This is a genomic window from Variovorax sp. YR750, from assembly GCF_900109805.1.
Taxonomy (GTDB): Bacteria; Pseudomonadota; Gammaproteobacteria; order Burkholderiales; family Burkholderiaceae_C; genus Variovorax; species Variovorax gossypii.
The window spans coordinates 68431-94962 of sequence record NZ_FOBJ01000025.1; the positions used below are offsets into that span (position 1 = coordinate 68431).

Annotated in this window: 21 protein-coding genes and 1 pseudogene; 14 read left to right on the forward strand and 8 right to left on the reverse strand. The window is 64.8% G+C overall.

All coding sequences use genetic code 11. From position 1 onward, the window contains the following. Positions 1–130: 130 nt before the first annotated feature. Complete coding sequence (locus tag BMY35_RS35370; RefSeq protein WP_093209501.1) at positions 131–1057, forward strand: ChbG/HpnK family deacetylase; 927 nt, start codon at positions 131–133, stop codon at positions 1055–1057. A 503-nt stretch (positions 1058–1560) separates the two neighbouring features. Here the strand turns inward: BMY35_RS35370 and BMY35_RS35375 are convergent. The 4 genes from BMY35_RS35375 to BMY35_RS35390 form a co-directional block, all read right to left on the reverse strand. Continuing rightward, a complete protein-coding gene (locus tag BMY35_RS35375; protein ID WP_256230519.1) occupies positions 1561–2997 on the reverse strand; it encodes a TolC family protein in 1437 nt (478 codons plus the stop codon). Next, positions 2997–4952 carry a MacB family efflux pump subunit gene (locus tag BMY35_RS35380; RefSeq protein WP_093209503.1) on the reverse strand — a complete coding sequence of 652 codons (1956 nt, stop codon included), beginning with the start codon at positions 4950–4952 and terminating at the stop codon, positions 2997–2999. Before BMY35_RS35380 ends, BMY35_RS35375 begins: the two co-directional genes overlap by 1 nt. Positions 4953–4954: 2 nt before the next feature. Continuing rightward, a complete protein-coding gene (locus BMY35_RS35385; RefSeq protein WP_256230522.1) occupies positions 4955–6133 on the reverse strand; it encodes an efflux RND transporter periplasmic adaptor subunit in 1179 nt (392 codons plus the stop codon). Positions 6134–6550: 417 nt separating this feature from the next. Continuing rightward, the gene (locus BMY35_RS35390; protein WP_093209506.1) at positions 6551–7585 is read right to left on the reverse strand and encodes a tyrosine-type recombinase/integrase; all 1035 of its coding nucleotides are present in this window, start codon (positions 7583–7585) and stop codon (positions 6551–6553) included. Between the two features lie 151 nt (positions 7586–7736). Here BMY35_RS35390 and BMY35_RS35395 point away from each other — a divergent pair, with 151 nt between their 5' ends. The 5 genes and pseudogenes from BMY35_RS35395 to BMY35_RS35415 all read left to right on the forward strand — a co-directional run bounded on the left by BMY35_RS35395 (position 7737) and on the right by BMY35_RS35415 (position 10625). Then, entirely contained in the window at positions 7737–8369 is a 633-nt protein-coding gene (locus BMY35_RS35395; RefSeq protein WP_093209508.1) for a YkgJ family cysteine cluster protein, read from the forward strand. Between the two features lie 578 nt (positions 8370–8947). Next, positions 8948–9256, forward strand: a complete 309-nt coding sequence (locus tag BMY35_RS35400) for a type II toxin-antitoxin system RelB/DinJ family antitoxin (protein ID WP_093209509.1) — start codon at positions 8948–8950, stop codon at positions 9254–9256. Further along, complete coding sequence (locus BMY35_RS35405) at positions 9253–9465, forward strand: type II toxin-antitoxin system RelE/ParE family toxin (protein WP_093209511.1); 213 nt, start codon at positions 9253–9255, stop codon at positions 9463–9465. Before BMY35_RS35400 ends, BMY35_RS35405 begins: the two co-directional genes overlap by 4 nt. Before the next feature lie 97 nt (positions 9466–9562). Further along, positions 9563–9868, forward strand: a pseudogene (locus tag BMY35_RS35410) (transposase); the annotation flags it as partial. Between the two features lie 319 nt (positions 9869–10187). Then, the gene (locus tag BMY35_RS35415) at positions 10188–10625 is read left to right on the forward strand and encodes a helix-turn-helix domain-containing protein (RefSeq protein WP_093209512.1); all 438 of its coding nucleotides are present in this window, start codon (positions 10188–10190) and stop codon (positions 10623–10625) included. Positions 10626–10906: 281 nt separating this feature from the next. On the opposite strand, the gene BMY35_RS35420 is transcribed toward BMY35_RS35415, so the two are convergent. Together BMY35_RS35420 and BMY35_RS35425 are read right to left on the reverse strand one after the other, a co-directional pair. Continuing rightward, entirely contained in the window at positions 10907–12061 is a 1155-nt protein-coding gene (locus tag BMY35_RS35420; RefSeq protein ID WP_177213788.1) for an ATP-binding protein, read from the reverse strand. 44 nt (positions 12062–12105) lie between these two features. Beyond that, positions 12106–12795 carry a response regulator gene (locus BMY35_RS35425; RefSeq protein WP_093209516.1) on the reverse strand — a complete coding sequence of 230 codons (690 nt, stop codon included), beginning with the start codon at positions 12793–12795 and terminating at the stop codon, positions 12106–12108. 366 nt (positions 12796–13161) lie between these two features. On the opposite strand from BMY35_RS35425, the gene BMY35_RS35430 reads away from it, so the two are divergent. The 4 genes from BMY35_RS35430 to BMY35_RS35445 all read left to right on the forward strand — a co-directional run bounded on the left by BMY35_RS35430 (position 13162) and on the right by BMY35_RS35445 (position 17916). Beyond that, positions 13162–14814, forward strand: a complete 1653-nt coding sequence (locus BMY35_RS35430; RefSeq protein ID WP_256230528.1) for a cyclic peptide export ABC transporter — start codon at positions 13162–13164, stop codon at positions 14812–14814. A gap of 10 nt (positions 14815–14824) precedes the next feature. Then, positions 14825–16081, forward strand: coding sequence for an ABC transporter substrate-binding protein (locus BMY35_RS35435; protein WP_256230530.1), 1257 nt, complete (start codon positions 14825–14827; stop codon positions 16079–16081). 618 nt (positions 16082–16699) lie between these two features. Beyond that, positions 16700–17122 (forward strand): helix-turn-helix domain-containing protein, encoded by a 423-nt coding sequence (locus BMY35_RS35440; RefSeq protein ID WP_093209520.1) that lies wholly within the window; start codon positions 16700–16702, stop codon positions 17120–17122. A gap of 26 nt (positions 17123–17148) precedes the next feature. Next, positions 17149–17916, forward strand: coding sequence for a hypothetical protein (locus tag BMY35_RS35445; protein WP_143043017.1), 768 nt, complete (start codon positions 17149–17151; stop codon positions 17914–17916). Here BMY35_RS35445 and nikR read toward each other — a convergent pair. Continuing rightward, entirely contained in the window at positions 17864–18247 is a 384-nt protein-coding gene (gene nikR, locus BMY35_RS35450) for a nickel-responsive transcriptional regulator NikR (RefSeq protein ID WP_093209523.1), read from the reverse strand. The genes BMY35_RS35445 and nikR overlap by 53 nt on opposite strands. 143 nt (positions 18248–18390) lie before the next feature. Beyond that, complete coding sequence (locus tag BMY35_RS35455; protein WP_093209525.1) at positions 18391–18813, reverse strand: MarR family winged helix-turn-helix transcriptional regulator; 423 nt, start codon at positions 18811–18813, stop codon at positions 18391–18393. 241 nt (positions 18814–19054) lie between these two features. On the opposite strand from BMY35_RS35455, the gene BMY35_RS35460 reads away from it, so the two are divergent. From BMY35_RS35460 to BMY35_RS35475, 4 genes are all read left to right on the forward strand, one after another. After that, positions 19055–19543, forward strand: coding sequence for a tripartite tricarboxylate transporter TctB family protein (locus BMY35_RS35460; RefSeq protein ID WP_093209527.1), 489 nt, complete (start codon positions 19055–19057; stop codon positions 19541–19543). A gap of 14 nt (positions 19544–19557) precedes the next feature. After that, positions 19558–21078 (forward strand): tripartite tricarboxylate transporter permease, encoded by a 1521-nt coding sequence (locus tag BMY35_RS35465; RefSeq protein ID WP_093209529.1) that lies wholly within the window; start codon positions 19558–19560, stop codon positions 21076–21078. A gap of 195 nt (positions 21079–21273) precedes the next feature. Then, positions 21274–22599, forward strand: a complete 1326-nt coding sequence (locus tag BMY35_RS35470) for a S41 family peptidase (RefSeq protein ID WP_218153042.1) — start codon at positions 21274–21276, stop codon at positions 22597–22599. A gap of 511 nt (positions 22600–23110) precedes the next feature. After that, the coding region (locus BMY35_RS35475) for an autotransporter outer membrane beta-barrel domain-containing protein (RefSeq protein WP_093209546.1) at positions 23111–26532 on the forward strand (3422 nt) is incomplete at its 3' end.

The window sequence follows — 26532 nt, forward strand, 5'->3', positions numbered from 1 at the left end:
GCAAGGCCGCGGTGTGCCCGCGCGGGACCTGTCGGTGCGCTCGGGTCTCCAGAGCGGGGGGAAGGCCGCGGCTTCTGTCCGCCTCCATGCCGCTCGCTCAGGAGCCAGTCCTGGCCAGGGAGTTCGACCGATGAGCCGCCCAGCCGAGCGCACCGAAGACACTGTTGCGACGCCGCCCGCGGTCGACGATGGCGCACCTCGCCCGGTGCAGCGAACCATTGCCGTTTGCGTGGATGATTTCGGCCTGAACCAAGGCGTCAACGCTGCGGCCTTGCAGCTGGCCGAGATGCGCCGCGTGAGCGCCTTGAGTGCCATGACGCAGGCGCCGGAGTGGGAGGAGGGAGCGGCGCGTGCGCGCCACCTCGACGCCCGCCATATCGACGTCGGCCTCCACTTCAACTTGACTCTGTCATTCAATGGCGCGCCCGCGCTGGGGTCGGTGCGAACGCTCGTCACGGCGGCTCATCTGCGTTTGCTGCCCAAGCGACGCATCCGCGAAGCCTTGCTGGATCAGCTCGATGCCTTCGAGGAGGAGATGTTCCGGGCACCTGCGCATCTCGACAGCCACGAGCACGTGCATCACTTGCCGCAGATACGCGACATCGTGCTCGATGTGCTGGCCCGCCGCTACACGGGCTCGCTGCCTTGGGTGCGCGCGAGTGCGGCACCGACTTCGTCCCTGATGGATTCGATGCAGCGCCCCGAAGACCGCAAGGCGTGGCTCATCGATCGGCTGGTGGGCGCAGAGGACTTCCGGCGCCAGGCACGTGCGCTTGGCTTCTTCGTGAACACCCGCTTGCTCGGTGCCTACGACTTCAAGGCCACCGAGAGCGGTTACGGTTCGCTGCTGCGGCATTGGCTCAGGCGCGCGAAGGGCGGCGACCTCCTGATGTGCCATCCGGGAATTCCAAGAATGGGCGACGTCATCCGCCACGGACGCGGTGTCGAGTTCATGGTGTGGGCCGATCCCGGATTTCCTCAGTTGCTGCGGACCCTGGGTATCGGCATCGCGCCGATGTCGGGCATCGGCGCAAAGACATCGCAGCGAGCACCCTGAGTGCTTTGCACGTGGCCGCGACGATCTTCTGCGAACCGGCCGCGTGGCTGGAAGCACTTCGAGGATGAGGCCGTCTGCACGTGCGCAGAGCGATCCCGCGCCGGTGCCGGCCCGCTGCGCTTTTCAAGCTGCTTCGGCTTGCACCGATGGTGTCCCGTGCCGCCATGGGAAACCTTGCGCCGCCGTGCGGCGCTGACCATGAGAGTGGCATGACGCGCCAGCCCAGGCCTTTGTCGGTCTTCGCGCGAGGGAAGGCCGCCATCGTGTGCCGGGGCTCACGCGGCGCTTGCTGGTTGCGGCGCAGGGCCGAAACGCTCCTGCTGCTTGCGACACTGGGCGTCGTCGCGCTGTGGCTTGCCTTCTGGTTCGGGCCGTGATCACCTGCATGGCCAACCGTCCCGCCTTCACGAAACGACGGCTGCTCGAACCGCAAGCACGAAACACGAGTCCTTCGCGGTCCCCTGGGGCCGGGCTTTCCGAGGAGCGATCAAGCACAAGGCGCTTCAGAACCGTCGCTTCGCGAAGTTCAGGCCGCCATCGCCCTCGCGTACCTCACTGACGTTCTCCCCAGCGGGAATGGTGCCGCCCAGCACCCGATGGAGCGTCAGGTGGTTCAGCAGCAAGGCCAGGCGCGTCGCTGCCTGAGCCAGTTCAGCCGCGCGTTTGCGCTCCTGCGCATCGAGCCAGGAGCGCAGGGGAATCTGACCGTTGCGATAGCGAACCTCGTAGAGCTTTTCGCTCTCGGCAGCTTCCTCCCGCGCGCGCTGACGCGCGACGTCCTGCAACGACAGTTGTGTGCGCGCTGAAAGCGCTCGCTCCACCTCCGCAAGCGCTGTGTAGAGCGACTTCCTGAACGCGACGATCGCTTCCTCATGGCGTGTCCGGGCGATGGCGCTGCTCAGTTGCATCTCCCGCGCGTTGAGGAAGGGCAGCGTCATCTCGGCACCCAGCGTCGCGACCGGATTGCGCAGCACCTCGCGCAGCGACGTGCTCGCAGCGCCCAGGCCGCCCGTGAGCGAGAGCGTCGGGTAGAAGCGCGCGTTGGCAGCATCGCGGCTGGCAAGCGAGGCGCGCAGCCGAAGCTCGGCAGCGCGCAGGTCAGGTCGGCGTCCGAGCAGCTGCGCCGGCAGGCCCGCGCCGACAGGGGCAGGCATGGCATCTGGCAGGCGCTGCGGTTCGGGGCCGGGCGGCAAAGCCCCGTCGAACAGGAGCCCCAGTGCTTGATGCAGTTCGTTGCGTGTCTGCACGAGCTGGCTCAGCAGCGCCTGCTGCTCGGCCAAGGATTGCTCAGCCTCGCGCAGCTCGAGGCGGGAGACCGAGCCGGCCTGGTGCTGTGCACCAATCAATTCGCGGGTGCGGTGGCTGTACGCCAGGCTCTGCCGTGCGGATGCGATGCGCTCGTTCGCATGGCCGAGTTGCCAGTAAAGGCTCGCTGTCGCAGCGACGAGCGACAGGGCGACGGCTTCTCGGTCTTGCGTGCTCGCCTGTGCCTCGAAGCCGGCTGCGTCGCGCTGGGCCGCCAGGCGGTCGAACAGGTCGATCTCCCAGCGTACGCCGAGGTTGACACTGGCGGCCTCACGGGTGCGCTGGCTCTCGCCGGACAGTGCGCGGCTCGCGCTGGCCGAGACCACTCCGTCCCAGGCCGGCCGCAATGCGTTGCCGGCCAGTTGCGCTTCGAGCGAGGCGCGGCGCACCCGGATGCCCGCTGCGGCAAGGTCCGGGTTGCGCTCCAGCGCATGATCGATCCACCCGTCGAGCTGCGGGTCGCCGAACGAGCGCCACCATGCCTCGTGGTGCCGGGCATCGGCGGTGGAGGCCGAGTACTCGAAGCGAGCCGGCATGGGCACGGGCGGTTGCTGGTAGGGCGTGCGGGTGAGGGCGGTGCAACCTGCCAATGCCACCGTGAGCGCCGTCATGTGGCCCATGATGAGGAAGCGCATCAGTCCCTCGCCAGTGCCTGAACCGGATCCAGCCGGGCCGCATTGCGCGCCGGCAGGAAGCCGAAGGTGATTCCGATCAGGGAGGAGCAGACGACGGCCAGCACGATGGATGCGCCGGAGAAGGACATCTGGAGGCCGGGTTGCATCAGGTCGGCGGCCACGCCCAGGCCCAATGCGCTCAGCACGCCCAGGATGCCACCGACAAGGCATACCAGCATTGCCTCGATCAGGAATTGCTGCAGGATGTCGGACTGGCGAGCGCCGATCGCCATGCGCACGCCGATCTCCTGGGTGCGCTCGGTCACCGATACCAGCATGATGTTCATCACGCCGATGCCGCCCACGAGCAGTGCGATCATGGCGATGCCCGAGATCAGCACCGTGAGCGTGGTGCTGGTGCGGGTGACCGCCTGCCGGATCTGGTCTGAGCTGAAGATGAAGAAGTCCTTTCGACCGTGCCGCTCGCTCAGCATCGCGGTCACCGCCTGCTGCACGGTCTGGCTGGGCACGGCATCGCGAACGCGCAAGCTGATGCTGTCGAGGTGAGACTGCCCGGACAGGCGCGTCGCCACCGCCGCATAGGGCACGTAGAAGGTCGGGGTGGAAGTACCGGTGCTGCTTTGCACGGGCTGCAGCACACCGATGATTTCCACGGGCATGTTGCCCAGCAGCACGATCTCACCGATGGCACGTGCCGCGGACTTGAACAATGTCGCGGCTGCCTTCGGATCGATCACTGCGACCTGACCGTGCCGCTCGACGTCGCGTGCATCGAAGAAGCGTCCGGATGCGAGCTTCAGGCCGCGCACGCGGAAATGTCCCGCGCCCACGCCGGCGACCTGACCTGCGACCACGAGTTCGCGATAGAGCGCGGTGACGTTGATCGACAGGTTCGGGGTGGCGCTGTCGACGTACGGTTGGTCGGCGAGTGCGTCTGCATCGGCGGCGACCAGCGTTTCGATGGCTCCCGCGTGGGTGTCGCCAAAATCCTTGCCGGGAAAGACGTCGAGGGTGTTGGTCCCGAGCTCGCGGATCTGCGCCATCACCTGCTCTTGCGCGCCTCGGCCGAGCGCCACCACCGAGACGACGGCAGCGATGCCGATGATGATGCTGAGCATGGTCAAGAAGGTGCGAAGCCGGTGTGCGTTCATTGCCCGCACGGCCATGCGAAACGCTTGAGCGAGACGATCCGCGGCCGCGCGCACCGTGGCGGCGGTGGCGGGAGCGGGCGAAGCGACGCCTGCGGGTGCCGAGGTCGCGAAGGACCCGGTTTGTCGGTCGGCGACGATGACGCCATCGCTGATCTCGATCACCCGTGCAGCATGAGAGGCAACCGACATGTCATGGGTGACGAGGATCACCGTGTGGCCGTCGGCGTGCAGCTCCCGCAGGATGCGCATCACTTCCTCACCGCTGGCGCTGTCGAGCGCCCCCGTCGGTTCGTCGGCGAGGATGACTGCTCCCCCGTTCATCAAGGCGCGCGCGATGGACACGCGCTGCTGCTGGCCGCCCGAGAGCTGGCCCGGACGGTGGTTCATGCGTTCGTGCAAGCCAAGGCGCGCGAGCAGCGCCTGCGCGCGTGCTTGCCGCGCTGAGGCGGCCAGCCCCGTGTAGATTGCCGGCAGTTCGACGTTCGCCGTGGCCGAGAGATCCGCAAGCAGGTGGTAACGCTGGAAGATGAAGCCGAAGTGCTCGCGCCGAAGCGCGGCCAGTTCGTCGGGATTGAGCTCCCCGGTTTCCGCACCCGCGATCCGGTAGCTGCCTGCCGTGGGTCGATCCAGGCAGCCGAGGATGTTCATCAGTGTCGACTTGCCAGAGCCGGATGCGCCGACGATGGCCACCATCTCGCCCGCATCAATCTTCAAGTCGATGTCCTTGAGCACGACCACGGTGCCGTCTCCGGCAGGAAACTCCCGGCGTACCGCGCGCAACGCCAAAAGCGATTCGCAGTCCATGCTCAGAACCCCCCCAGCAATCCCGAACTGGCAGGCACAGGGGCCGGCAAAGCCTCGCCGATCAGCACGTGGTCTCCGGATTGGAGGCCGGACAGGACCTGCGCCGTCGCGTTGGTTCGCACGCCGATGCGCACGGGGCGCGCAGAGACCCGTCCCCGACGGTCGACCACGCGCACCATGTAGGCCTCATGCACGTCGCGCTCGCCCAGTGCTGCGGTGGGCACCAGCAGCGCTTGCCTGACATGGGAGATCAGCACGGAGACCTGTGCGGTCATGGAAGGGCGAAGCTGTCCCTTCGGATTCGGGACGTCGAAGACCGCGTTGTAGTAGACCGCGCGCGAAGAGGTCGGAGCGCCCGATGCGCTTCCCCCGCCGGAGCCACCTGCGCTGCCCGCGTCGTTCACGATGGACGTGGGCGCGATCTCGATGCGCTCGATCTGTGCCACGTACCGTTCCCGCTTGTCACCCAGGGTCGTGAATGTCACCTTCTGGCCTCGCTCGACCTTTTGCACATCGGCCTCCGCGATCTCGGCGCGTACCGTCATGACGTCCAGCTTGGCCAGCATGACGATCGTGGGTGTCGTCTGGAATGAATTGAGCGTCTGGCCCTGCTTGGTGACGACTGCGACGACGACGCCGTCCATCGGTGCCACGATCCGGGTGTACGCAAGATTGATGCGTGCGGTTTCGATCTGGGTGTGCGCCTGCTCGATCTGGGCCGCCAGCGAGCGGACCTCGGCACGCGCGGTCTCCAACACCGCCCTGGCCGCCTCGTGGTCGGACCTGGAGGTGGCCTCTGCCGTGAGCAATGTCTCTTGGCGCCGGAAAGCGAGCTCGGCCTGTGCCTGGGCGGCGCGCCTGGCGGCAAGCTGGGCCTGCAGCGAGCTCACTGCTGCCTGCGCACTGCGCATCGAGATTCGCTGCGGCTGATCGTCGACCTCGGCAATGAGATCGCCGGTCTTGACCGGCTGGCCCAGAACGACATGCAGTCGCTTGACCTGTCCGGAGACCTGGGCGCCGACGGCGACCAGTTCCTTGGGTTGCAACCGGCCGACGGCCAGCACGGTCTGCTCCAGGTCGCCCACGGTCACGCTCGCGGTCGCCAGCTCGGGGCCCGGGTCCGAAGCGAGCACCCATATCCAGATGCCCGTGATCACGGCCGCGATGGACAGGCCGAGCATGGCAAATCGTCGAGACACCAACCTCATTCATCCCTTTCTGGAACCGGTCGAATCCAACATCGGCAATGCTGCCGAGCGGTGAAATGTCGCGGACAGCTGTCCAGAATCCTTGGGGCCCTCGTGCAGAACGTGTGGAGATCACGACGAGGAAAAGCACAGGGCGAGGCAGGCATTTCCGCATCTGCACCGCTCGAGACTTCAGCGGCTGTGCGGCAATCGCGAGCAGCGACGCCTTTGCATGCATGCGGTGCAAAGGCAGGTGGCTTGTTGGGTGCTCACGCCCGCATCGGCCCGGATACAGAGCGTCGACGAATCCAGTGACTGCGGATTCGTTGGATCATGGCCCCATTCATTGCGGGCGTTGCTTGCAGGAGATCACTGGACGGTGGGGGCCGCTCGAGTCCAGCGAGGACAAGCTCAGACGACCTCGATGACACCCGGCAGCACGCGTTCGTAGCGCTTCATCTTGGACGGCTCGATGCCGAGCCATCCTGCCACCTGCTGCGGCGACGTGCCGCGACGCAATTGCCGCAGTGCGAACGTGTGCCGCAATCGAAACGAGCCCCCTTCGCGAGAATCGGCGCCCGCTTCCTCGAGCACCCGTTTCGCGCATTCGTACTGTGACGGCTTTTGCCACTGCTTGCCGGTGCGTGTGGAAGGAAACAGGAAGGTCCCCGCGATGCCCGCCTCTGTGCGTACGACGAGCCAGTGCTGCAGCAGCTCCGCGGCCCAAGGCGCCACGGGTGTCTCGCGCGCCGGCGAATTGCCATTGCCGGGGACCTGGAGCTTCCATGGCCGCTCCCGCACGCGGCTGCCTTGTGAGACGGGCGAATCCAGCGTCAGCGCTCGCACGTCTCCCGGCGTGAGTCCGGCGCCGAGCTGCAAGCCCACCGAGGCGCGATTGCGCACTTCCTGCCATGTCAGCGGCGCCTGCGCGTCGCGCGATTTCCCCGGTCTTGGCCGGGCGCTCGAGAGAAAGGCGATGAGCTGCCTGGCCTCGCTCACCGAGAGGTACTCCGGCAGCGGATCGGCGTGCGCGGCATCGGCATATCGGATCTCGGGGTTGGCCGCGATCCAGTCCGCGGCCGCGGGATTGGCCACGGCCTCGGTCCGGGATGCATGGTGACGCAGCACCCGATCGATCAGCCGCATCAGGCGCAACGCGTACCGGGGCGTGAGCGACAGGTCGGAGCTCTTGCGGCCGAATCGGGCCGACTGGAATGCCTGCAAGTCGGCGAGATCCAGGGAAGACAGAGTCACCACGGGCGATTGACCCAAGCACCATGCGGCGAAGGCCTCCCACATGTCCTCGTAGACGGCCACCGAGCCGTCCTGACGCAGCAACCCCGAGCCGCGCTGATCGGCCAGCCAGGCATCGAAGGCTGCCTTGAAGGCGGCCACCTGCCCAGCAGGAGGCATTTCATCGAAAAGGGGCAGGGTTGAGTCGACCATCGGGCACCAGGCAATAAACAAACTAACGGCATGGGTTTGAATTTGGTAAGCATTTTGCTGGTTGTGAGGGAGGAGGAGGTCCTGGGCTAGAAGAATAAGCGCGTGCCGTTAGTATATTTTTGCAGGGCTGCTCGTGACTTAAGCTTCCAGGATGACAGTTGGCATTGCAACATCGGACCTGGTCCATCAGCAGCATGAGCGCCTGCCGTTGGCCATGCAGCGCGCACAGGCCAAGCTGGCGGGCCTTGCCGCCGATGCGAATGCCGCTCCCTTGCTCAAGGCGTCCCAGCAAGCGAAGACGGTGCTGCAACGGGTGATCTGGCTACAACGGGCGGCCTCTGCCTGGGCCCGACCGATGGAGGCGCTGGCGGCCTGTCGGACGGGATGCAGCCATTGCTGCCACATACCGGTGACGATCTCGCTCGTCGAGGCCAGGCTCTTGGGCCGTGCCAGCGGCAAGTTACCGAGCGCTCCGAAACGCAGCATGCGAATCACCGACCATGCGTCGACCGAAGCGCTGCCCGGGATGGAGCAGAGGTTGCAGGATGGATCGCGTACGCCTTGCCCGTTCCTTCGCGAAGGTCGCTGTTCGGTCTACGAGTCCCGGCCAATGGCATGCCGCACCTTGATCAACTTGGACGATGACGATCTCTTGTGCCGACATTCCGAAGGAGGGCAGGCCACAGTCCCCTATGCAGACGCCACCAAGCTCAAAGCTTTCGCGCTCATGGCACAGGCGGGTACGCTGTATGCGGATATACGGGACTTTTTTCCAGAGGAGTAAGGGGATATCTGTACGAGCGAAAGACTGTTTTTCTCCCTCACTTCTCTACCGATCTCGGTCATCACTTCATGGCATCGACCTTGCCGGCGCGTCCTGGGCGGGCGGCCGGATGCGGTTGGCCGACGGTCCTGAAGCGCCATTCGCTGTGCCGAGGATCTGGCTTGAGCGTTTCGTCCCCCTGGCATACGGCAACCGTCTGTCGGGGCGCTTCAAGGGCCTTCAGTTCCGCCCCGGGCCCTGAACCATCAGTTCGGGTCCAACCTTGGGCCACCGCGAATCATCGAGAGCGAGAACGTCAGGTGGTTTTCGTGCCGTGCAATGCCAGTAGGCATGGTGCTCGGCAGTGCAAGGTATCGCAGCATGGTGCCGGTGCATGCGGCGCAAGCGTTGCGGAAGGCGTCCCATGTCCGGATCATTGGGTCATCCTTTCCTGTCGCGGGCGTACGGGCTGTCTGGCTTTCGCTGCGCCAGGGTCACCACGTGATGCACATGGCAACTCGTCACAGCCTGGTGTGCCGGCATTTGTCATGCAACTGAATGACAGTGGGTCTGTCATTTTCCTGATTTGGAGACCCGCCATGGCTGCCAATGCACTGGTACAGACTCGCATCGACGCAGACATCAAGGAGCGCTCGACCGAGGTGCTCGACAACATCGGCTTGACCGTTTCGGACGTGATGAGGATCGTGCTGACGCGCGTTGCCAAGGAGGGTGCACTGCCCGCAGGACTGACGGTCGATGCTGCGGCACATGATGCCTGGTTCCGGACCAAGGTGCAGGAAGCCTTGGACGATCCGCGCCCGGGTGTGGATCACGAACAAGTCGAAGCGCGTTTCGCCAAGCGCCGTACGGCCGCGGTGCGCAAGTTGACTCAAGGCCGTGCGTGAGACTGGAGTGGGCGCTGCTGGCCTTGGAAGATCGAGAGCGGATCTTCGATTTCGTCCAGAAGGATGATCCGCGCGCGGCGACTTCAGTGGACGAGCGCATTGCCGCGAAGGTGCTGGTGTTGCTGCGGCTCCCGGAGAGAGGGCGCCCGGGACGCATCGAAGGAACCCGCGAACTTGTGGTTCGCCGCACACCCTACATCGCGGCTTAAAGGACCGACAAGGAGTGCATTCGCATCTTGCGCGTCCTTCACAGCGCGCAGTTGTGCGCCTGATGACTGGAAAATCCTGTCATGAACATGCGCTGTGCCCGTGGTTCACTCCGATCGTGGCGGCCACTACCGCTGGCCAGGTTGGCTATCAAGAATGAGCGACGCAAACTTCATTCGCTCGATGTCTCGCAAGGCATGCTCGCCCGACAACGCAGCCTGCGAAGGCTTCTTCGGTCGGCTGAAGAACGAGCTGTTCTATCCTCGAGACTGGAAGAACGCCACCATTGAGCAATTCGTCGAGACGCTCGACTCGGACATCTGCTGGTACAACGAGAAGCGGATCAAGATCTCTCTTGGCTCTCCCAGCCCCGTCGAATACCGGGTGAGCCTTGGACTCGCGGCATCAAACCAGTCCAAGTTTTTATCCGCATCCCCGCGGGGTCAGGATTCCATGGAAATCAACAGCCAGCACAATGATTGCGATGGCCCAGGCACACCAGCTACGGGGGCCTGCTGCGAACGCGCCGCACAGCGCCAGTCCGCCAGCGTTCACCAGGCAATGCGCCCAGCCGAGATGCACCGTATGCGCCGAAAGCAAGCGCCAAGGCTGTCCGCCGAGCACGGCCACGCACACAACCGCCATTGCACATTGCCGCCCCAATCTTCGTTCTAAGGAAATCGACCTACGGAAACCACCGCAAACAAGAAGGCAGAATGCGCTCATGCCAAACATCGCCTTGATCCTTAAAACCGAAATCTCCCGGGTCGCTCGCAAGGAAGTGCGAGCCGAGATCGAAACACTCAAGAAGGCATCGGCCGCACATCGCGCCTTGATCGCCGATCTGCGTCGTCAGATAAGCGTCCTTGAGAAGGAATTGCGTCATGTGGTGAAGGGCACGACGCGCTCGACTGCGGCCACAGGTTCGGAGGATGAAGAAGCAGCCGGCACGAAGCGCCGGTTCAGCGCAGCGAGGCTGGCGGCACACCGCTCGAAGCTCGGCCTGTCCGCGGCGAACTACGGGCAGTTGGTTGGCGTCTCCGGGCAGACGATTTACCACTGGGAACAAGGAAAAGCACGCCCGCGAGCCGCGCAGCTCGAAAGTCTTGCCGCCGTGCGCGGCCTTGGTGCTCGCGAGGTTGCGCAGCGCCTCAACACGTAGCAGGCGCCGCCGCCTTGCTTGGGAGTGAGACCGAAGCAGGCCAGCGCATGCATTCGAACAAGCGTGCACGGCACGAATGCCCGACAAAGACCGCTGCGCCCGAACTTTTTCGGCGGAACAGGCCTCCGCCTGAATAGATCGGCAGCTTCCAACAAGAACCGATCCGACTTCTTGTTGAAACACCTCCTCTTCACAAAGCTTGTGCCAACTGCTCGTGGACACGGCGAGGCCCTGCGACGACGCCACGTCCATGCACGCCGGCCGTGTCACCGCCTGCACGGCTAGGTCACCAGCTTGCCTGCCTCCGGAACCTTCACCGTGTACGGCAGGCAGATTCGGATCTCCGCACCACCGCCTGCGCGTGCCGCGGCGCATGCATGTCCGCCATGTGCCTTGCAGATGGCCTGGACGACCGACAGACCCAAGCCTGTTCCGCCGGCGTGCCGCGAGCGGGACTGCTCTCCGCGCCAGAAGCGTTCGAAGAAGCGCGAGAGGTCGTCGTCCTCCGACGCGATGCCCGTCCCTCGATCGCGAACGATCAACTCGACGCCGTGCTCCCGCGCCAGGAAGTCGACCTCCACAAGGCCACCATCGCTTGCGTAGCGCACCGCGTTGTCGAGGAGCGCGGACAGGACCTGGCCGAGCCGGGTCCGATCAGCACGCAGCATCTGCGCAGCCGCGACATGGTTGAGGGCACGCACGCCCCGTTCGCGCAGCGCGGGGGTCGCCCATGAGATCCTTTCGTCAACGAACTGGCGCGCGGCGAACTCTGTGATCTCCAGCTGCAATCTGCCGCCGTGCGCAAGCGACAGGACCTGCAGGTCGCCGATGATGCGCTGGATCTGCTCGAGTTGGTCCATCACCGTGGCGATCTGGCCCTCTTCGAACGGAAACACCCGATCCACAATGCCTTGCAGCCGCCCCATCGCCGCGGTCAGAGGCGTACGCAGTTCATGCGCGATGGCCGCGCTCGAGTCGTGGAGTTCCCGGTCGTACGCTTCCAATCGTTGCGCCATCTTGTTGAAGTGCATGGCGAGGCGCTGAAGTTCGGCGGGCGCAGCCTCCAGCACCGGTGCCCGGGCGGAAAAGCGCCCGATCGACACCGACTCCGCCGCCGCCACCACATGCGAGACCGGTCGGGCAATGCGCCTTGCCAGGATCAGACCGAACACAACGACGAACGGAACAATGGCGATGCTCAGCAGCGCCTGAACGATCAGATCCTCGGTTTCGGAAGGCGGCATGAAAAGATCGCCATACATCCCGTAGATCTCCTGCAGCCGCTTCGCGTTCTCCTCCGGTGCGGCCTCGAGTCGCCGCATCTCGGCCGCAATCCCTGGAGGCAGCTTGGACTCAGCCCTGGCCTCCCAATAGCTGTAACGGGCCCACATCCCGGCCTGCACGGCAGCGGTCGCGGCAATGGCCAAGGCGACCATGCGCCAGGTGAGCCACGCCCATAGCGATCTGCGCGAGCGCATCGCTACAAGCCGCCCAGACGATAGCCGACGCCGCGAACGGCAAGAGGAACGCCCATGACGCCACGCTCCTCCAGCTTGCGCCGCAGGTTGTGCACGTGCGTGTCGACGACCCGTTCGAGCGCGTCGCTTTCGGGCAGGCAAGCCTGCAGGAGCTCGAACCGGCTGAAGGCCTTGCGCGGATGTCGCATCATGGTCGACAGCAGCTTGAATTCGGTGATCGTCAGTTCCAGCGGATTCGAGTCACCCTCGACATGCGCGCTCACGGCATCGAGGTCGAGTTCGAGCACGCCCTGAGAAAGCCGGGACTGGGGTGCGAAGGAAGGCGTGCGGGAACGCCTGAGGACCACCTGCACGCGCGCAACGACTTCCTTCGGATTGAAGGGCTTGACCACGTAGTCGTCCGCGCCGTAGCGAAGCGCCCCGAGCTTCTCTGCCTCGTCGTTGATGGCCGTCACCATGATGACCGGGACATCGCCCGCGCGGCGCATGGCAGCCAGCACTTCGCTGCCGCTCAGTCTCGGCAGCATGTAGTCCAGGAGCACCAGCGTCGGCTGCCACTGCCCGAACATCCGAAGGGCCTCCTCGCCATCACGGCAGTGCGCCGTTTGATACCCCTCGTGACGCAGGTAGGCGGAAAGCACCTCGGCAATCTGAGGGTCGTCTTCAACTATCAGGATACGTTCGTCGGCCATAGAGCAATCAGTGCACGCCGCCAGGGCAGCGGCGTCTTCCGCTGTCAGGGCTGAAGAGTTGCCTTCGGCGGGGTGCGCATTATCCGGCGCGTTCGGGCAATCTCACCCCCTTAAACCCCGCCCTTTTGTCATGGGCATTTGCCTCGTGTAGCAGCCGTCGAACATTGCCGCGATCTTGATCAAATCTTGGCAATTCGTGCAGCAATCCTTCATCCGACAACGCAAGAATGCGGCAGGACATGCATGTGGGGCACAGCACCAAACACCCGCTGAACGCAGTACCTCGTCAAGCCACGCCGCATCCATGGCCAGATATCCCGCCTTCATCGTTGCATGCTGCGTGCCGTGCCCCCGGATGCATCGCCCTTGAACAGATCCTCGACGTTCACCGCTGAAACTCGGCGCCTGCTCAGGCCCTTCGCATACGTGGTCGTCCTGGCGACGATGCTGGGATGCATGAGTGGCGTGGCTACAGCGCTCTTGTTGGAGCAGATCAACAGCGCCTTGCACGGCAGCTCGGCGATCGCGCGCTCCACTGCGGTCGGATTGGCTGCGTTGGGGTTGCTGGCGGTCGGCAGCCATGCGCTGGCTGGCATCGTGAACAGCTTCACAGGCCAGAGGGTCGTCGCAGCGCTGCGCAAGGATGTCTCCCTCCGGATCCTGCACGCGCCCGTTGCCTCGATCGAGCACATGAAGAGCCACCGCCTGCAGGCGATCCTCAACGAGGACATCAACACCATCAGCACATTCACCGCGGAGTTCGCCGGCCATGCCTCCGCATTTGCAGTCACGGCTGGCTGCGCGATCTACTTGCTGAAACTTTCTCCCGTCCTCTTCATGCTGAGCGCCGTCGCCATCGGGGTCGGCATCGTTTTCACCTACCTCGCGGCGAAGATCTGGATTCGCGATTTCAACGCGGCTCGCGTGGCTGAGGATGATCTTCAGAAACAATATCGCGCTGTGATCGAGGGGGCCAAGGAACTGCGTTTGAATCGGCATCGGCGCGCACATGTGCATGGACTCCGACTGGCAAGCGCCGCCGACGAAGTGGCGCGCCGCAATGCCCGTGCACTCAGCCTGTTCTGGGCTGCCGAGGGCACCAATTCGGCGCTGTTCTTTCTGGTGGTGCTGACGATCCTGATAGCGCGCCCCTGGCTGGCCCTCGACGCCGAAGTCGCCAGTGGCTTCGTGATCGTGCTGCTCTTCGTGAAGGGGCCGATCGAAGAACTGGCATCCCTGTTGCCATTCTTCAGCCAAGCTCAGGTGGCCTTCCGCCGGATCGCGCGCTTGTCTGCCGACTTCTCAAGAGAGAAAGAGGCTCTTGCGTCCGATCCGGTGCGAGTTGCCGCACTGGCCGGCCACATCGAACTGCACCAGGTGCACTACCGCTTCGATGCGCCCGGCGGGGGGCCGGAACCGTTCGAGCTGGGCCCCATCGATCTGCGGATCCAGCGAGGCGAGATCCTGTTCATCGTGGGCGGAAACGGAAGTGGGAAGACCACCCTCGTCAAGCTGCTCCTGGGCCTGTATCGCCCAAGCCAAGGACAAGTCCTGCTCGATGGGGTGGCGGTGGACGACTCTCTGCGTGAAGCCTACCGCGCACTGTTCTCCGCCATCTTCTCCGACTACTTCCTGTTCGACGAACTCGTTGACCCCAGTCCTGAACAACAGCGTACAGCCAATGCCCTTCTCGAACGGTTGAAGATCTCGGGCAAGACGGAATTGGCAGAAGGGGCGTTCTCCACGACCGATCTATCAACCGGCCAGCGCAAGCGGCTTGCCCTGATCCATGCCTGGCTGGAGGACCGCCCGGTGATGCTGTTCGATGAATGGGCGGCGGACCAGGACCCCGAGTTCCGGCAAGTGTTCTATCTGGAACTGCTGCCGGAGCTCAAGCGGCTGGGAAAGACGCTGATCGTGATCTCTCATGACGATCGCTACTTCGGCGTCGCGGACCGTGTGATCCGCCTCGATCAAGGCCAGATAGCCGACGAAGTGTCCCATTTCGGCAAGGTATGAGGACGTCGCCATGAAATCCACTACCGGCTCGTTTTCAGTCCCTCCAGCCATCCGGGATTTCCCGCGGATGATGTATCAATATGTTCCATATATTCGGCACTCCTTAAAACAAAAGGAGAAACCAGCCATGAACTCAGGGAGACTCGCACGGTGGTTCGCAGCCATCGCGATCACAGTGGGAACGACGGGCCAGGCATTTGCCCTCGAGGTCGTGGTCGGTCAAGTGGGTCCCATGCGCGGCCTGGAGGCCAAACAGGGGCAGGGCTACGCCGCTGGAATGCGCTTGGCCTTCGAGACCGTGAACCGCCGGGGTGGCGTGAATGGCCACACCTTCGCGCTGGCGACCGAAGACGACGGCAGCCGACCGGAATCCACCGTCGAACAGACCCGCAAGCTGCTCGCTGAAAAGCGCCCGCTGGTGCTGGCCGGCTACTTCGGAAGCCAGAACTTGCGCGAGTTGTTGGCCTCGCGGCTGCTGGAGCAGCAGCGCATTGCGCTGGTGGGGTACCGCACCACCGACATCGCACCCGCGCACACGCACCTCTTCAACGTACGGGCCGACATACCGGGCGAACTGGCCAAGCTCACCAGCCAGCTCGCGACCGTAGGCGTCACCAAGCTGGGCTTGCTCTACGAAGCGGGCCCCGGGGCCGATGCAATCGTCGCGGCCGCCGATCAGGCGGCTGCGCAGGCCAAGGTACGCTTCGTGACCCGCACCTCCTACACGGGTGGCAGCCGCAGCGGGAGCACATCGGTCGCCGATGCGGTGCAGGTGTTCAGCAAGGCTGCGCCGCAAGCCATCATCCTGGTGGTCAATGGCGCGCCGACCGCAGCGTTCATCGAGGCCTATCGGATCAGCGGCGGCACCGCGCAGCTCTTCGCCTACTCGGGCGCGGACATCGAGCAACTGTCACAGCGCCTGGGCGAGGACCACCTGAAGGGCGTGGTCATTTCCCAGGTCACCCCGAATCCCTACAAGAGCACCAGCCGCCTAGTGCGCGAGTTCACAGAGGCCGTGGCCCAGCAAAAGCCCAAAGAGCCCAAGAGCTACGTGATGATGGAAGGCTATATCGCCGGGCGCGTGATCGTGGAAGCAGTACAGCGCCAGGGCCGTGCACCCACGCGTGAGGGCATGGTCGCCGCACTGAATGCGATGAACGACTACGACCTCGGGGACTACGTCATCGGCTTCAGCGGTGGCTCGCGCAATGGCTCGAAATTTGTCGAGCTTTCGATCGTGAGCAGCAGCGGCAAGGTTCAGCAGTGACCGGAACCAGCGACACCCCTGTCACTCGAGAATCTTGCGATCCCATGCACTTTGCGAATGACAGTTGGTGCTGTCCCAGATTGAGTCCCGCACAGCGGGCGAGCGCATGACATCCGATGAGACCGATGAGCAAGCAGGCGCGCCTGCGAAATCCCGGCCACCTATTCAGGCAGCACGGGTGCCGGGCGTCTGACCATCAGTTGGACTGCGTAGGGGCCGACGCTGTTGAGCTTCGAGGCGCCAGGACTTCAACCTCTCGATCGCGCTGAGGCAGGGGAGTGCAGTCGCGATCCTGGGGTGGATCTTCTTTCTGCCGATGGCGATCATCGGCGTGCCGCCCAAGAACTTCGGCATCGCGGCGATGCTCGACCTAACCGTCGCCGGTTTTTTTGGGTCACCGACGCGGTACTGGAGTCCGCCGTCCGTGTCCGCTGGGTGTGGTGCCTGCAGGCAGCGCTGCGGAGCCTGGTTGCGACTTTTCCGGCAGGGCAATAAATATAAGCAGACTGCCCCCTTCGACGAGACGCATAACCGGGCAAGAGGATGGCGTAGCGCACCCGCCTTCAACGCTTCCAAGCATGTACAGCATTTCAGACAATTCAATATAAATTGCCTAAAATGCTGATCATGCCGGCCAAAACTGTATTGAACTCTGACTCAAGCAGCGAGCTATTGCGTCAGCTTGGGGAGCGTCTTGCGTTGGCGCGCCGCTCGCACCAGATGACGGCCGTTGACTTTGCTTCGAAGCTTGGAATTTCACGGACGACCCTTGCCGCCGCGGAACGTGGCGATCCATCTGTGACCATTGGCACTTACGTTCGCATCCTGGAACAGCTCGGCAGAGTTGCCGACTTGGCTCTCGTTGCCGGCACGGCATCCGAATCCCGTGCCGGCATTCCACAACGGCACCTTGCGCTCGCGCGCCAAGTCCAGAACGGACAGCGTGACCCGCGCAGCTTGTTCTTGCTGTCGCGGGATGTCGTTGCGCACGCAACGCTGAATTTTCCTGACGATGTGTTTGGCGAGCCCCAACCATGGTGAGCGGGCGAGGTCGCAAAACGGAGGCGGTGACACCCTATGAAACCGTCGAGCGGCTGCTCGCGGCCGCTGGCGAAGACATGGTCTTGGTGGGTGGTCAAGCACTCGCCTTCTGGGTACTTCGCTACGACTTGGTCGTGCCCGAGGGTGTCGCGGCGATTTCGAGCGACACGGATTTCCTCGTCCGATCCGCTGCAGATCGCGAGGCTGTCCATCGTATGGCGAGAGTCATTCACGGCAGGGCGCTCTTCCCCAGCAGGCGCGCGCTGACAGCATTGGTCGGCCAAGCCGTGTTGGACATCGACGAAGACGAGTTCGTCAACGTGGACGTGATTCACAAGGTCATCGGAATCGCGCAGAAGGCAATCCGAGCCCGTGCCGTACGCGCAACCATCGGGAACGCATCGATTCTTGTGATGCATCCCCTCCATGTTTTGTTGTCTCGTTTAACCAACCTCCACGTGCTCACGGAGAAGCAAACCGAAAAGGGGGTGATGCAACTCCAACTGGCCGTCGACGTCGGGCGGGAGTTCATCCGCGCGATCTCGTACCAGCAGCAACATCTCGGTAGTGCCACGCGCAGCCCGATTCAGCCCTACGTTTCCGAAGTCGAGCGAATGGCGCTGACTGATGCCGGCCGGAAGGTGGCCAAGCGCTTTGGCATCCATGTCGCTGACGCGATCGATCCATCGAGCATCCCTGCGGGACCGTTCTGGGAGCGCAAGTGGCCGCAACTCTCGCAGTTCATGTCTCCCTCCTATCGCGAAATGTTTGCGCCGCCCGGCAATGACAGCTGACTAGCGCATCAACGCCTGCGGGCTCAGTCTCGAGGCAATGGTCGTGGTCCAGGTGCGTGTGCAGGCTGGTGATCACCAGGTCATGGTGATCATGCTGCAGGTCCATCACGCGGCTGGTGACGGTGTGCTCATGGTGGTCGTAGACATAGCTCACGTTCGCCACGCACCAGGCAGCCGGTCGCTTGGAAGGTTTGTCGAGCGTGGCGCTGCCCAGGCGGGAGCGGATCAGGTCGCGAACGGCCTCGGAGCGGTTGCCGTACCCCTTGCCGGCGATGAACGCATCGAATTGTCGGGCGAGTTCGTCGTCGAGGGAGATCGTGAAGCGTTCCATGACAGCGGTTCCTTTGCGCGCGTATTCGTAGAAGCGTAGATCCGCGCATCTTTCTCTTGAAGTCCAGGTGTATCCAGAAGACGGTCTGACGAAAAGTGCCGTGCAGGCCCTGCCGCCGGCCCAATTCTGCGAGCGCCTGCCTATCACAGCTGTTGGCCGCGCTTTCCCGCGAGCGCCACAACATCGGCGAGATCCGCAACCTGCCCCTGGTGCAGAAGCGCAAGCTTTTCCAGCTTCTTGCGACCGGCGGCCAGCAGGTGAACCTCGACCTGCCGGCGATCCGTGGTGCTGGGCTTTCGCTTCACCAGACCCGCCTCCTCGCAGCGCGAGACGAGCGCAACCACGCCGTGAAGCTGGGCTTGCAGGCGCTCGGCAATCTCGCTGACCGTCGCCCATTCCCGGCCGGGGAAGGCCTGGGTATGCAGCATCAGCTGGTACTGCAGCACGGTGATGCCTTCGGCACGCGCAGCGTCCTCGCTGAAGCGCAGGAAGCTGCGCAGCCTGAATCTGAAATCGGAGAGCGCCTCGAGCTGAGGCTTCTCGATGCTGCGCGGTGGGCTGGCCATTGACGTTTTCTTTTTCGTGTCATGTGTTGAAGAGGTCAATGTAGCAGCGCCCCCATGACGCATGGGGTAATTACTCACAATGTGATCCATTAAACTTCATAACATGAGGTACCTGTCTGCAACCTGACCGACGAGACAGTGCGCCCCGCACACTGCCTGTTGCATGCATTCCCCCTGTCCGACGCCACGGCCAACGTGGCGGCGCGCCGCGAAATCCATTCATCGGAAAGAGAAATTGCCCATGCGGATCCAGAGTCAGAAGACCTTCTTCTCCGGCATCATGTTCACCTGCGTCGGAGCGGCCTTTGCGATCGGGGCCAACAACTACAGCGTCGGCAGCGCGGCCCGCATGGGCCCGGGCTACTTCCCGCTGATCATCGGCACGCTGCTGACAGTGCTGGGGCTGGTGGTCGTCGCCAGCGCATTCACCATGAAGACCGCCGATGGCGATCCCGTCGGGAAGATCGCATGGAAGCCTCTGGGCTTCATCATCGGCGCGAACCTGCTCTTCGGGGTCCTGCTGGCGGGCCTGCACAACGTCGGGCTGCCAGCCATGGGCCTGATTGTCGCGATCTACGCGCTCGTCGTCGTCGCTTGCATGGCCGGGGCGAACTTCTCGATGAAACTTTCGCTGATCCTCGCGACCGTGCTGGCCGTCGGCAGCTATCTCACTTTCATCGTTGGGCTGAAGCTGCAGTTCCAGGTCTGGCCGACCTTCATCAGCGGCTGAGAGGACCGGATGCCATGACCGACCTCATCAACAACCTCTCGCTCGGCTTCGCGACGGCCGTGTCGCTGCAGAACATCCTCTACGCGTTCATCGGCTGCCTGCTGGGAACGCTGATCGGCGTCCTTCCGGGAATCGGGCCGACGGCGACCATCGCCATGTTGCTGCCCGCCACCTATGCGCTGCCTCCGGTGGCGGCGCTGATCATGCTGGCCGGCATCTACTACGGCTCGCAGTACGGCGGCTCGACCACCGCGATCCTGGTGAATCTGCCGGGAGAATCGTCTTCGGTGGTCACGGTGATCGACGGCCATCAAATGGCCAAGCAGGGTAGGGGAGGGCCTGCGCTTGCCGCGGCCGGCCTGGGGTCGTTCTTCGCCGGCTGCGTGGGCACCTTGATCCTGGCCGCATTCGCGCCGCCGCTGACGGAGATCGCGTTCAAGTTCGGCCCCGCCGAATACTTCTCGCTGATGATCCTCGGCCTGATCGGCGCCGTGGTGCTGGCCTCGGGCTCGCTGCTCAAGGCGATCTGCATGATCATGGTAGGCCTGCTGCTGGGACTCGTGGGCACCGACGTCAACTCCGGCGTGGCACGCTACAGCTTCGACATCCCCGAGCTCACGGACGGCCTGGGATTCATCGCCATCGCGATGGGCGTGTTCGGCTATGGCGAGATCATCGCCAACCTGGCCAGGCCCGAGGACGAGCGCGAGGTGTTCACCGCAAAGGTCTCGGGCCTTATGCCGACGAAGCAGGACTTCAAACGCATGTTTCCCGCGGTGCTGCGCGGCACGGCACTGGGCTCGTCGCTGGGGATCCTTCCCGGCGGTGGCGCGCTGCTTTCGGCCTTCGCGGCCTACACGCTGGAGAAGAAGATCAAGCTCAAGCCGGGCGAGGTCACCTTCGGCAAGGGCAACATCCGCGGGGTGGCCGGCCCCGAAGCGGCCAACAACGCGGGCGCGCAGACTTCATTCATCCCGATGCTCACGCTGGGTATCCCTCCGAACCCCGTGATGGCGCTGATGGTCGGTGCCATGACCATCCACAACATCCAGCCCGGCCCGCAGGTGATGACGAGCAACCCGGAGCTCTTCTGGGGGCTGATCGCCTCGATGTGGATCGGCAACCTGATGCTGGTGATCCTGAACCTGCCGCTCATCGGGTTGTGGATCAAGCTGCTGACGATTCCCTACCGTTGGCTGTTTCCCGCCATCGTGCTCTTCTGTGCGATCGGCGTGTACTCCACCAACAACAACGTCTTCGACATCTGGCTGGTGGCGATCTTCGGTGTGGTCGGCTACACCTTCATCAAGCTGGGGTGCGAGCCCGCGCCGTTGCTGCTGGGCCTGATCCTCGGTCCGATGATGGAAGAGAACCTGCGCCGGGCGTTGCTGCTGTCGCGCGGCGACTGGGGCGTGTTCGTGTCGCGCCCGATCTCCGCCGGGCTGCTGATCGCAGCGCTCATCCTGCTGCTGATCGTGCTGCTGCCGTCCATACGCTCCAAGCGCGAGGAGGCCTTCGTCGAGGAGGGCGGCTAGCGCGGGATGTCGTCTTCGGCAATTCCCGAATCGGGATTCGCATGATGGGTCGCGCAACGACACTCGAGGCGTGGGATCATGGGTGGGATCAAAGAAATCCCTTGCCGGAGGCGAAACGGGTTACGCAGATGAGCATCGCGCACTCGGTTGCCTTGGTCATGAGCAACCGATCTCAACAAGATGAAAGTGCACGCAATGGAAGCTTCGCTTCGCCTCACGGGCTTCCAATCGAAACGGCGAGTGCTCTGGCTCATGGGCGTGGCCATCCTTTCGGCTTGCGCAGGCCCCGCGTTCTCTGCACCGCCACATGGCGACGGAGGCGCCTATGAGCGCGTGGTGTCTTCGCCCGCATGGCGCTTGTTCTCCCGGCGCGTCTCGGAGAACTATGTCAGGCCGATCAAAGCGGGAGAGCTCGAAGCGAGTTGCAGAGCCTCCATCGCCGGCCAAGCCAGTCAGGACTACGCGAGCCTGACCGAGCGCTGCTTCCGAGGAGCTCTCGCAGGCCTGGACTCGACTTCCCGTTACTTCAACGCAGCCGAATGGCGAGTTCAACGAGGAGATGCTCCGGGCAAGCTGGCCGGCATCGGTCTCGAAATGAGAGCTCAGACAGGCGGCGACGGCTTCGTGGAGATCGTTTCACCCATCAAGGGAGGGCCTGCGGAAAGGGCTGGCCTGCGAGCGGGAGATCTGATCGTGTCGATCGACGGAGTGTCGACCAGCTCTCTGTCGCTGGCCCAGTCGGTCGATGCATTGCGAGGCGAGGCCGAAACCAGGACGGCATTGCAGGTTCACAGACCAGGTGTGCCCGATCCGCTCAGGTTCGTCGTGACGCGGGAGCCGATCAAGGCAGCCACCGTCAGATCGGCAAAGTTGCTCTCTCCCGGTGTCGGCTACTTTCGGCTGGTCCAGTTTCAGGATCGCACGCGCAACGAAGTGCTTGCCGATGTTGCGAAGCTGGAAGCGGACAACGCAGGCCCGTTGCGCAGCCTCGTTCTCGACCTGCGCGATTCTCCTGGCGGACTTTTGAGTGCCACGGTGGGTCTTGCTGCACTGTTCGTCAAGCCGGGCTCCGTGATCGTTCAGGTGGCCGGGCAGCATGCTGGCATGAACCGAACTTATCGGGCCGTACCCGGTGACTATGCGGGCAACACTCCCGCGCAGGTCGACACGCCAATGCGTCCTTCGCTGCAGTCGCTGCGATTGATCGTGCTGGTCAATGGCAAGACGGGGGCTGGCGCCGAGGCGCTGGCCAAGACACTGCAGGAGTCACGCAAGGCCCTGATTCTGGGACTGCCGACCTCCGGCCTTGCTTCGATCGAAACGATCCTGCCTCTTGAACCCGACACGGCACTGAAGCTCACGACGGGGGCCATGACTTCACCGAGCGGCGTATCGTGGCAAGGGCAAGGTGTCGTGCCGGATGTTCTGGTGAATGCCGGTGGGCGTGAAAAGGGAGGGTTCGGAGATGTTCCGACGGACCTGCAGCTCATGGCGGCGATTGCACAGTTGCAGCGCCCCTGAGCACGTTCGATGAGTTCCTCGCCCAAAACTCGGAAGCTGCATTTTCAGATCCAGAGTCATTTGAGGGCACGCCTCATGACTCCGCATCCAACGTCGTCGCCCGCATCGCATGTGCACCACAGTGCCCGCGCGGCGGCGAAGAGGCGCTCTGGCGTCTCTCGTGGAATTTGTGAACCTCATCCTCAGGCCGATGCGCTTGAGGATCTGCAGCCGCTCGAGATCTTTCCTTTGGATAGGCGCTTGGTGAATTCGCGCTCCGCCGCGCGGCCGATGCTGCCCAGTTCTCGTGCGTCAGCCATCGCGATGTGAGATGGCCTCGTTGCGAAGAGGCGACGGGCACGCGTGACTGGGATGAAGGCCCCGGTTCGACTCACAACGTTGCTGTGTCAGTGATTCGTCTATCACCTGTTTCGGTGATTCTGCGCGCCGACGAAAACGATACCCTCGCCCGCTTTGGACGTTTGGTTACATCTGCACCTATTTGGGTTGCAATTCATTACTGAGGCGGGGCATGAACACGATTTACCGCAGCGTATGGAACGCTGCTCTAGGCACCTGGGTCGCTGTTTCGGAGGTGTCGCATCGGCGCGGTCGGCGTGCTTCTTCGATCACCGCAGCCGTGGGCCTGCTGGTCCTGGCTGGCCTGCCGGCAGTCTCATGGGCGCAAGCCAGCGGTGGGACTGCATTCTTCGCGGGCGGTGGCACGGGCGGCCGGGGCGGCGCGGGAAATGGCGGTGGCGCCGGTGGCGGCATCCTCGGCGAGTTCCCCACCGGCAACGGACTGCCCCCGTCGGGAGGCAGCGGCGGCGCCGGCGGTATCGGAGGGGCTGGTGCCGGCGGAGCCGGGGGGGCGGTGGGCGCGACCAGCGTCACGGGCTCGGTCAGCGGATCGTCGGGAAGCAGCGGCGTTCCCGACCCCGATCCGGTCTACGGCGCGGGCGGCGGCGGCGGCGGCGGTGCCGCCGTGTACACGTCGGACACCGGCATCAACGTGGGAGGGGGCACCACCCTGCAGGGCGGCAATGGCGGTGCCGGCGGCAGCGGGCGCCTCGCCGGCGGTGGCGGCGGTGGCGGAGCGGGCCTGCAGTCCGTGGCGACCGGCGTCACACTGAACAACGCGGGCCAGACGATCGGCGGCAGCGGTGGCGCGGGTGCCGTCGGCCAGTGGGCCGGCGGTGGCGGTGGCGGCGGAGACGGCATCGTGCTGCAAGGCGGGAGCGCCATCGTCACCAATACCGGCACGGCCACTGGCGGGAACGGCGGGAATGGCGCCGTGGCCACCATCGGCAGCCTGGTGGGCGGCGGCGGCGAAGGCGGTGCCGGCCTGGCGCTAGAGTCCAGTGGCAACTCGGTGCTCAATACCGGGACCCTGGTGGGAGGCGCGGGCGGTGCCGGCGGAAACAGCGCCGCCAACGGCATCGGAGGCGCAGGCCTGCGCATCCGCGGCAACGCGAACAGCCTCGTCAACAGCGGCACACTGACAGGCGGCATGGACGGCGACGGCGTCACGCGCGGCGACGCGGTGCGCGTCACCGGCAACGACAACTCGGTCGAGCTGCAGAACGGCTCGGTGATCAACGGGACCCTGTCGGCAACCGGCACTGGCAACGTGCTGCGCCTCTCGGGCGCTACGACCGACGGCACCACCTCGCTCGGCGCGGCGACCTACCGCGGCTTCGAGCGCTACGAGAAGACCGGCGCCAACACCTGGACACTGACCGGCACCACCACCGAGCTGACGCCATGGACGGTGCTTGGCGGCACGCTCGCCATTGCCGACGATGGCGCGCTCGGCGATTCCTCCGGCAGGCTCACGCTCGACGCCGGCACGTTGCGCTCCACCGGCACGACCACCGCCTCGCGCAACATCACCGTGGGAGCGGGCGGTGCGACCTTCGAAGTCGACCTGGTGCGCACGCTGACGCTCAACGGCACGCTCTCCGGTGCGGGCAGCCTGCGCAAGACCGGCGCCGGCACACTGGTGCTCGGAGCGGCCAACAACTACATCGGCGGGACGGCCGTGGAGGCGGGCAGCCTCAATGCAGCCGCCACCGGCGCATTGGGCAGCGGCCCTGTCTCGGTGGCGGCCAATGCCTCGCTGCTCTTCAGCGGCACCGCGGACGCGAGTGGACTGACCATCACCGCGGCCGAGCGCGCATCGCCCACGACCAACGCGGGCTTCGTGCAGTTTCGCGACGGCGCCTCCGCGGGCAGCGCGCACCTCGTGATGAACAGCGGCGCGTCGGCCGAGTTCCGTGACAACGCGAGCGCGGGCAGCGCGGTCATCGACAACGTCGGCGGCCTGAGCAACTTCACGTTCAATGCCACCGCAGGCAAGGCCACGATCACCAACTTCGCCAACGGCCAGATCAACCTGCTGGACAACGCCAGCGCAGGGCAGGCCACCTTCATCAACAAGAGCGGCGGCCTGATCGACGTGTTCGACAACGCCGCCGCCGACCAGGCCACGGTGGTGAACGAGGCCGGAGGGCGGTTGCGCATCCGTTCGCTCGCTGGCAGTGGCATCGGCATCGGCTCGCTCAGCGGCGCGGGCGACGTGATCCTCGGCGCCAAGACGCTGACCACCGGCGGACTGAACGCCAGCACCGAAGTCTCGGGCGTGATCTCGGGCACCGGCGGCTCGCTGGTGAAAGTGGGTACGGGCACGCTCACCCTCACGGGTGCGAACACCTACAGCGGCGGCACCGCGCTGCGCCAGGGGCGCCTGAACCTCGGCAACAGCCAGGCGCTGGGCACCGGCACGCTGTCGATGGACGACGACACCACCCTGGGCTTCAGCGCAGACGGGCTGACGATCGCCAACCCGATCCGGCTCACGGGCAGCACCGATCCGGTCATCGACACCGGCGCGTTCAACGCGACCCTGAGCGGTGCGATCAGCGGCGGCGGCTTCATCACGAAGGAGGGCACGGGCACGCTGACGCTGTCCGGCGCCAACACTTACACCGGCGCCACCAACGTCGCGCAGGGCACGCTCAAGGCGGGCGCCGCCAACACTCTCAGCGCGGCTTCCGCCCACAGCGTGGCCTCGGGCGCCACGCTGGACCTCGCGGGCTTCAGCCAGACAGTCGCTTCGCTGACCAACAGCGGCACCGTCTCGCTCGCCGGCACCACGCCGGGCACGACACTCACCATCAACGGCAACTACACGGGCAACAACGGCGTGCTGAAGCTCGGCACCGCGCTGAACGCCACGGGGCCTTCGGACCGCCTGGTGATCGATGGCGGCGCGGCCAGCGGCCGTACCAGCGTGCAGTTCGCCAACCTGGGCGGCCTGGGTGCGCTGACGGGCGGCGATGGCATTGAGGTGATCACTGCCCGCAACGGCGCGACCACCACCGCGCAGACCACCAAGGACGCGTTCACGCTCGCGGGCGGGCAGGTCAATGCCGGTGCCTACGAGTACCGTCTGTACGCCGCCGATGCCAGCGGTGCGGGCGAGAACTGGTACCTGCGCTCGAGCACCACTGCGTCGCCTGCTGCCCCCACGCCCGTGATCACCTACCGCGCCGAAGCCTCGCTCTACTCCGCGCTTCCCGGCCAGCTGCGCCAGGGCAACCTCGCGATGCTGGGCGACCTGCGCAAGCGCGTGGGCGACGACGACGTGAAGGGCGCGGCGACCACCCCGACCGGCTCCGATCGCCGCGCCTGGGCCCGCGTGCTCTCCACCGACATCGACATCCAGCAGGGCGGCGCGGCATCGCCGTCGAGCAAGGGCCGTCTCACCGGCTTCCAGGCCGGCACCGACCTGCTGGCCATGCCGAACTGGCGTGCGGGCGTCTACGTCGGCCAGCTCGACGGCGACGCCAGCGTGCGAGGCTTTGCCAGCGGCATCCAGAACCTGAGCGTGGGCCGCAACGACCTGCGCAGCCAGTACCTGGGCGTGTACGGCACCTACACCAGCGACAGCGG

What these genes read in the sequence shown, in the direction of transcription:
- BMY35_RS35370 (WP_093209501.1), top strand. Translation starts at nt 131, where the DNA reads ATGAGCCGCCCAGCCGAGCGCACCGAAGACACTGTTGCGACGCCGCCC.
- BMY35_RS35375 (WP_256230519.1), bottom strand. Translation starts at nt 2,997, where the DNA reads ATGCGCTTCCTCATCATGGGCCACATGACGGCGCTCACGGTGGCATTG.
- BMY35_RS35380 (WP_093209503.1), bottom strand. Translation starts at nt 4,952, where the DNA reads ATGGACTGCGAATCGCTTTTGGCGTTGCGCGCGGTACGCCGGGAGTTT.
- BMY35_RS35385 (WP_256230522.1), bottom strand. Translation starts at nt 6,133, where the DNA reads ATGCTCGGCCTGTCCATCGCGGCCGTGATCACGGGCATCTGGATATGG.
- BMY35_RS35390 (WP_093209506.1), bottom strand. Translation starts at nt 7,585, where the DNA reads ATGGTCGACTCAACCCTGCCCCTTTTCGATGAAATGCCTCCTGCTGGG.
- BMY35_RS35395 (WP_093209508.1), top strand. Translation starts at nt 7,737, where the DNA reads ATGACAGTTGGCATTGCAACATCGGACCTGGTCCATCAGCAGCATGAG.
- BMY35_RS35400 (WP_093209509.1), top strand. Translation starts at nt 8,948, where the DNA reads ATGGCTGCCAATGCACTGGTACAGACTCGCATCGACGCAGACATCAAG.
- BMY35_RS35415 (WP_093209512.1), top strand. Translation starts at nt 10,188, where the DNA reads ATGCCAAACATCGCCTTGATCCTTAAAACCGAAATCTCCCGGGTCGCT.
- BMY35_RS35420 (WP_177213788.1), bottom strand. Translation starts at nt 12,061, where the DNA reads ATGGTCGCCTTGGCCATTGCCGCGACCGCTGCCGTGCAGGCCGGGATG.
- BMY35_RS35425 (WP_093209516.1), bottom strand. Translation starts at nt 12,795, where the DNA reads ATGGCCGACGAACGTATCCTGATAGTTGAAGACGACCCTCAGATTGCC.
- BMY35_RS35435 (WP_256230530.1), top strand. Translation starts at nt 14,825, where the DNA reads ATGAAATCCACTACCGGCTCGTTTTCAGTCCCTCCAGCCATCCGGGAT.
- BMY35_RS35440 (WP_093209520.1), top strand. Translation starts at nt 16,700, where the DNA reads ATGCTGATCATGCCGGCCAAAACTGTATTGAACTCTGACTCAAGCAGC.
- nikR (WP_093209523.1), bottom strand. Translation starts at nt 18,247, where the DNA reads ATGGAACGCTTCACGATCTCCCTCGACGACGAACTCGCCCGACAATTC.
- BMY35_RS35455 (WP_093209525.1), bottom strand. Translation starts at nt 18,813, where the DNA reads ATGGCCAGCCCACCGCGCAGCATCGAGAAGCCTCAGCTCGAGGCGCTC.
- BMY35_RS35460 (WP_093209527.1), top strand. Translation starts at nt 19,055, where the DNA reads ATGCGGATCCAGAGTCAGAAGACCTTCTTCTCCGGCATCATGTTCACC.
- BMY35_RS35465 (WP_093209529.1), top strand. Translation starts at nt 19,558, where the DNA reads ATGACCGACCTCATCAACAACCTCTCGCTCGGCTTCGCGACGGCCGTG.
- BMY35_RS35470 (WP_218153042.1), top strand. Translation starts at nt 21,274, where the DNA reads ATGGAAGCTTCGCTTCGCCTCACGGGCTTCCAATCGAAACGGCGAGTG.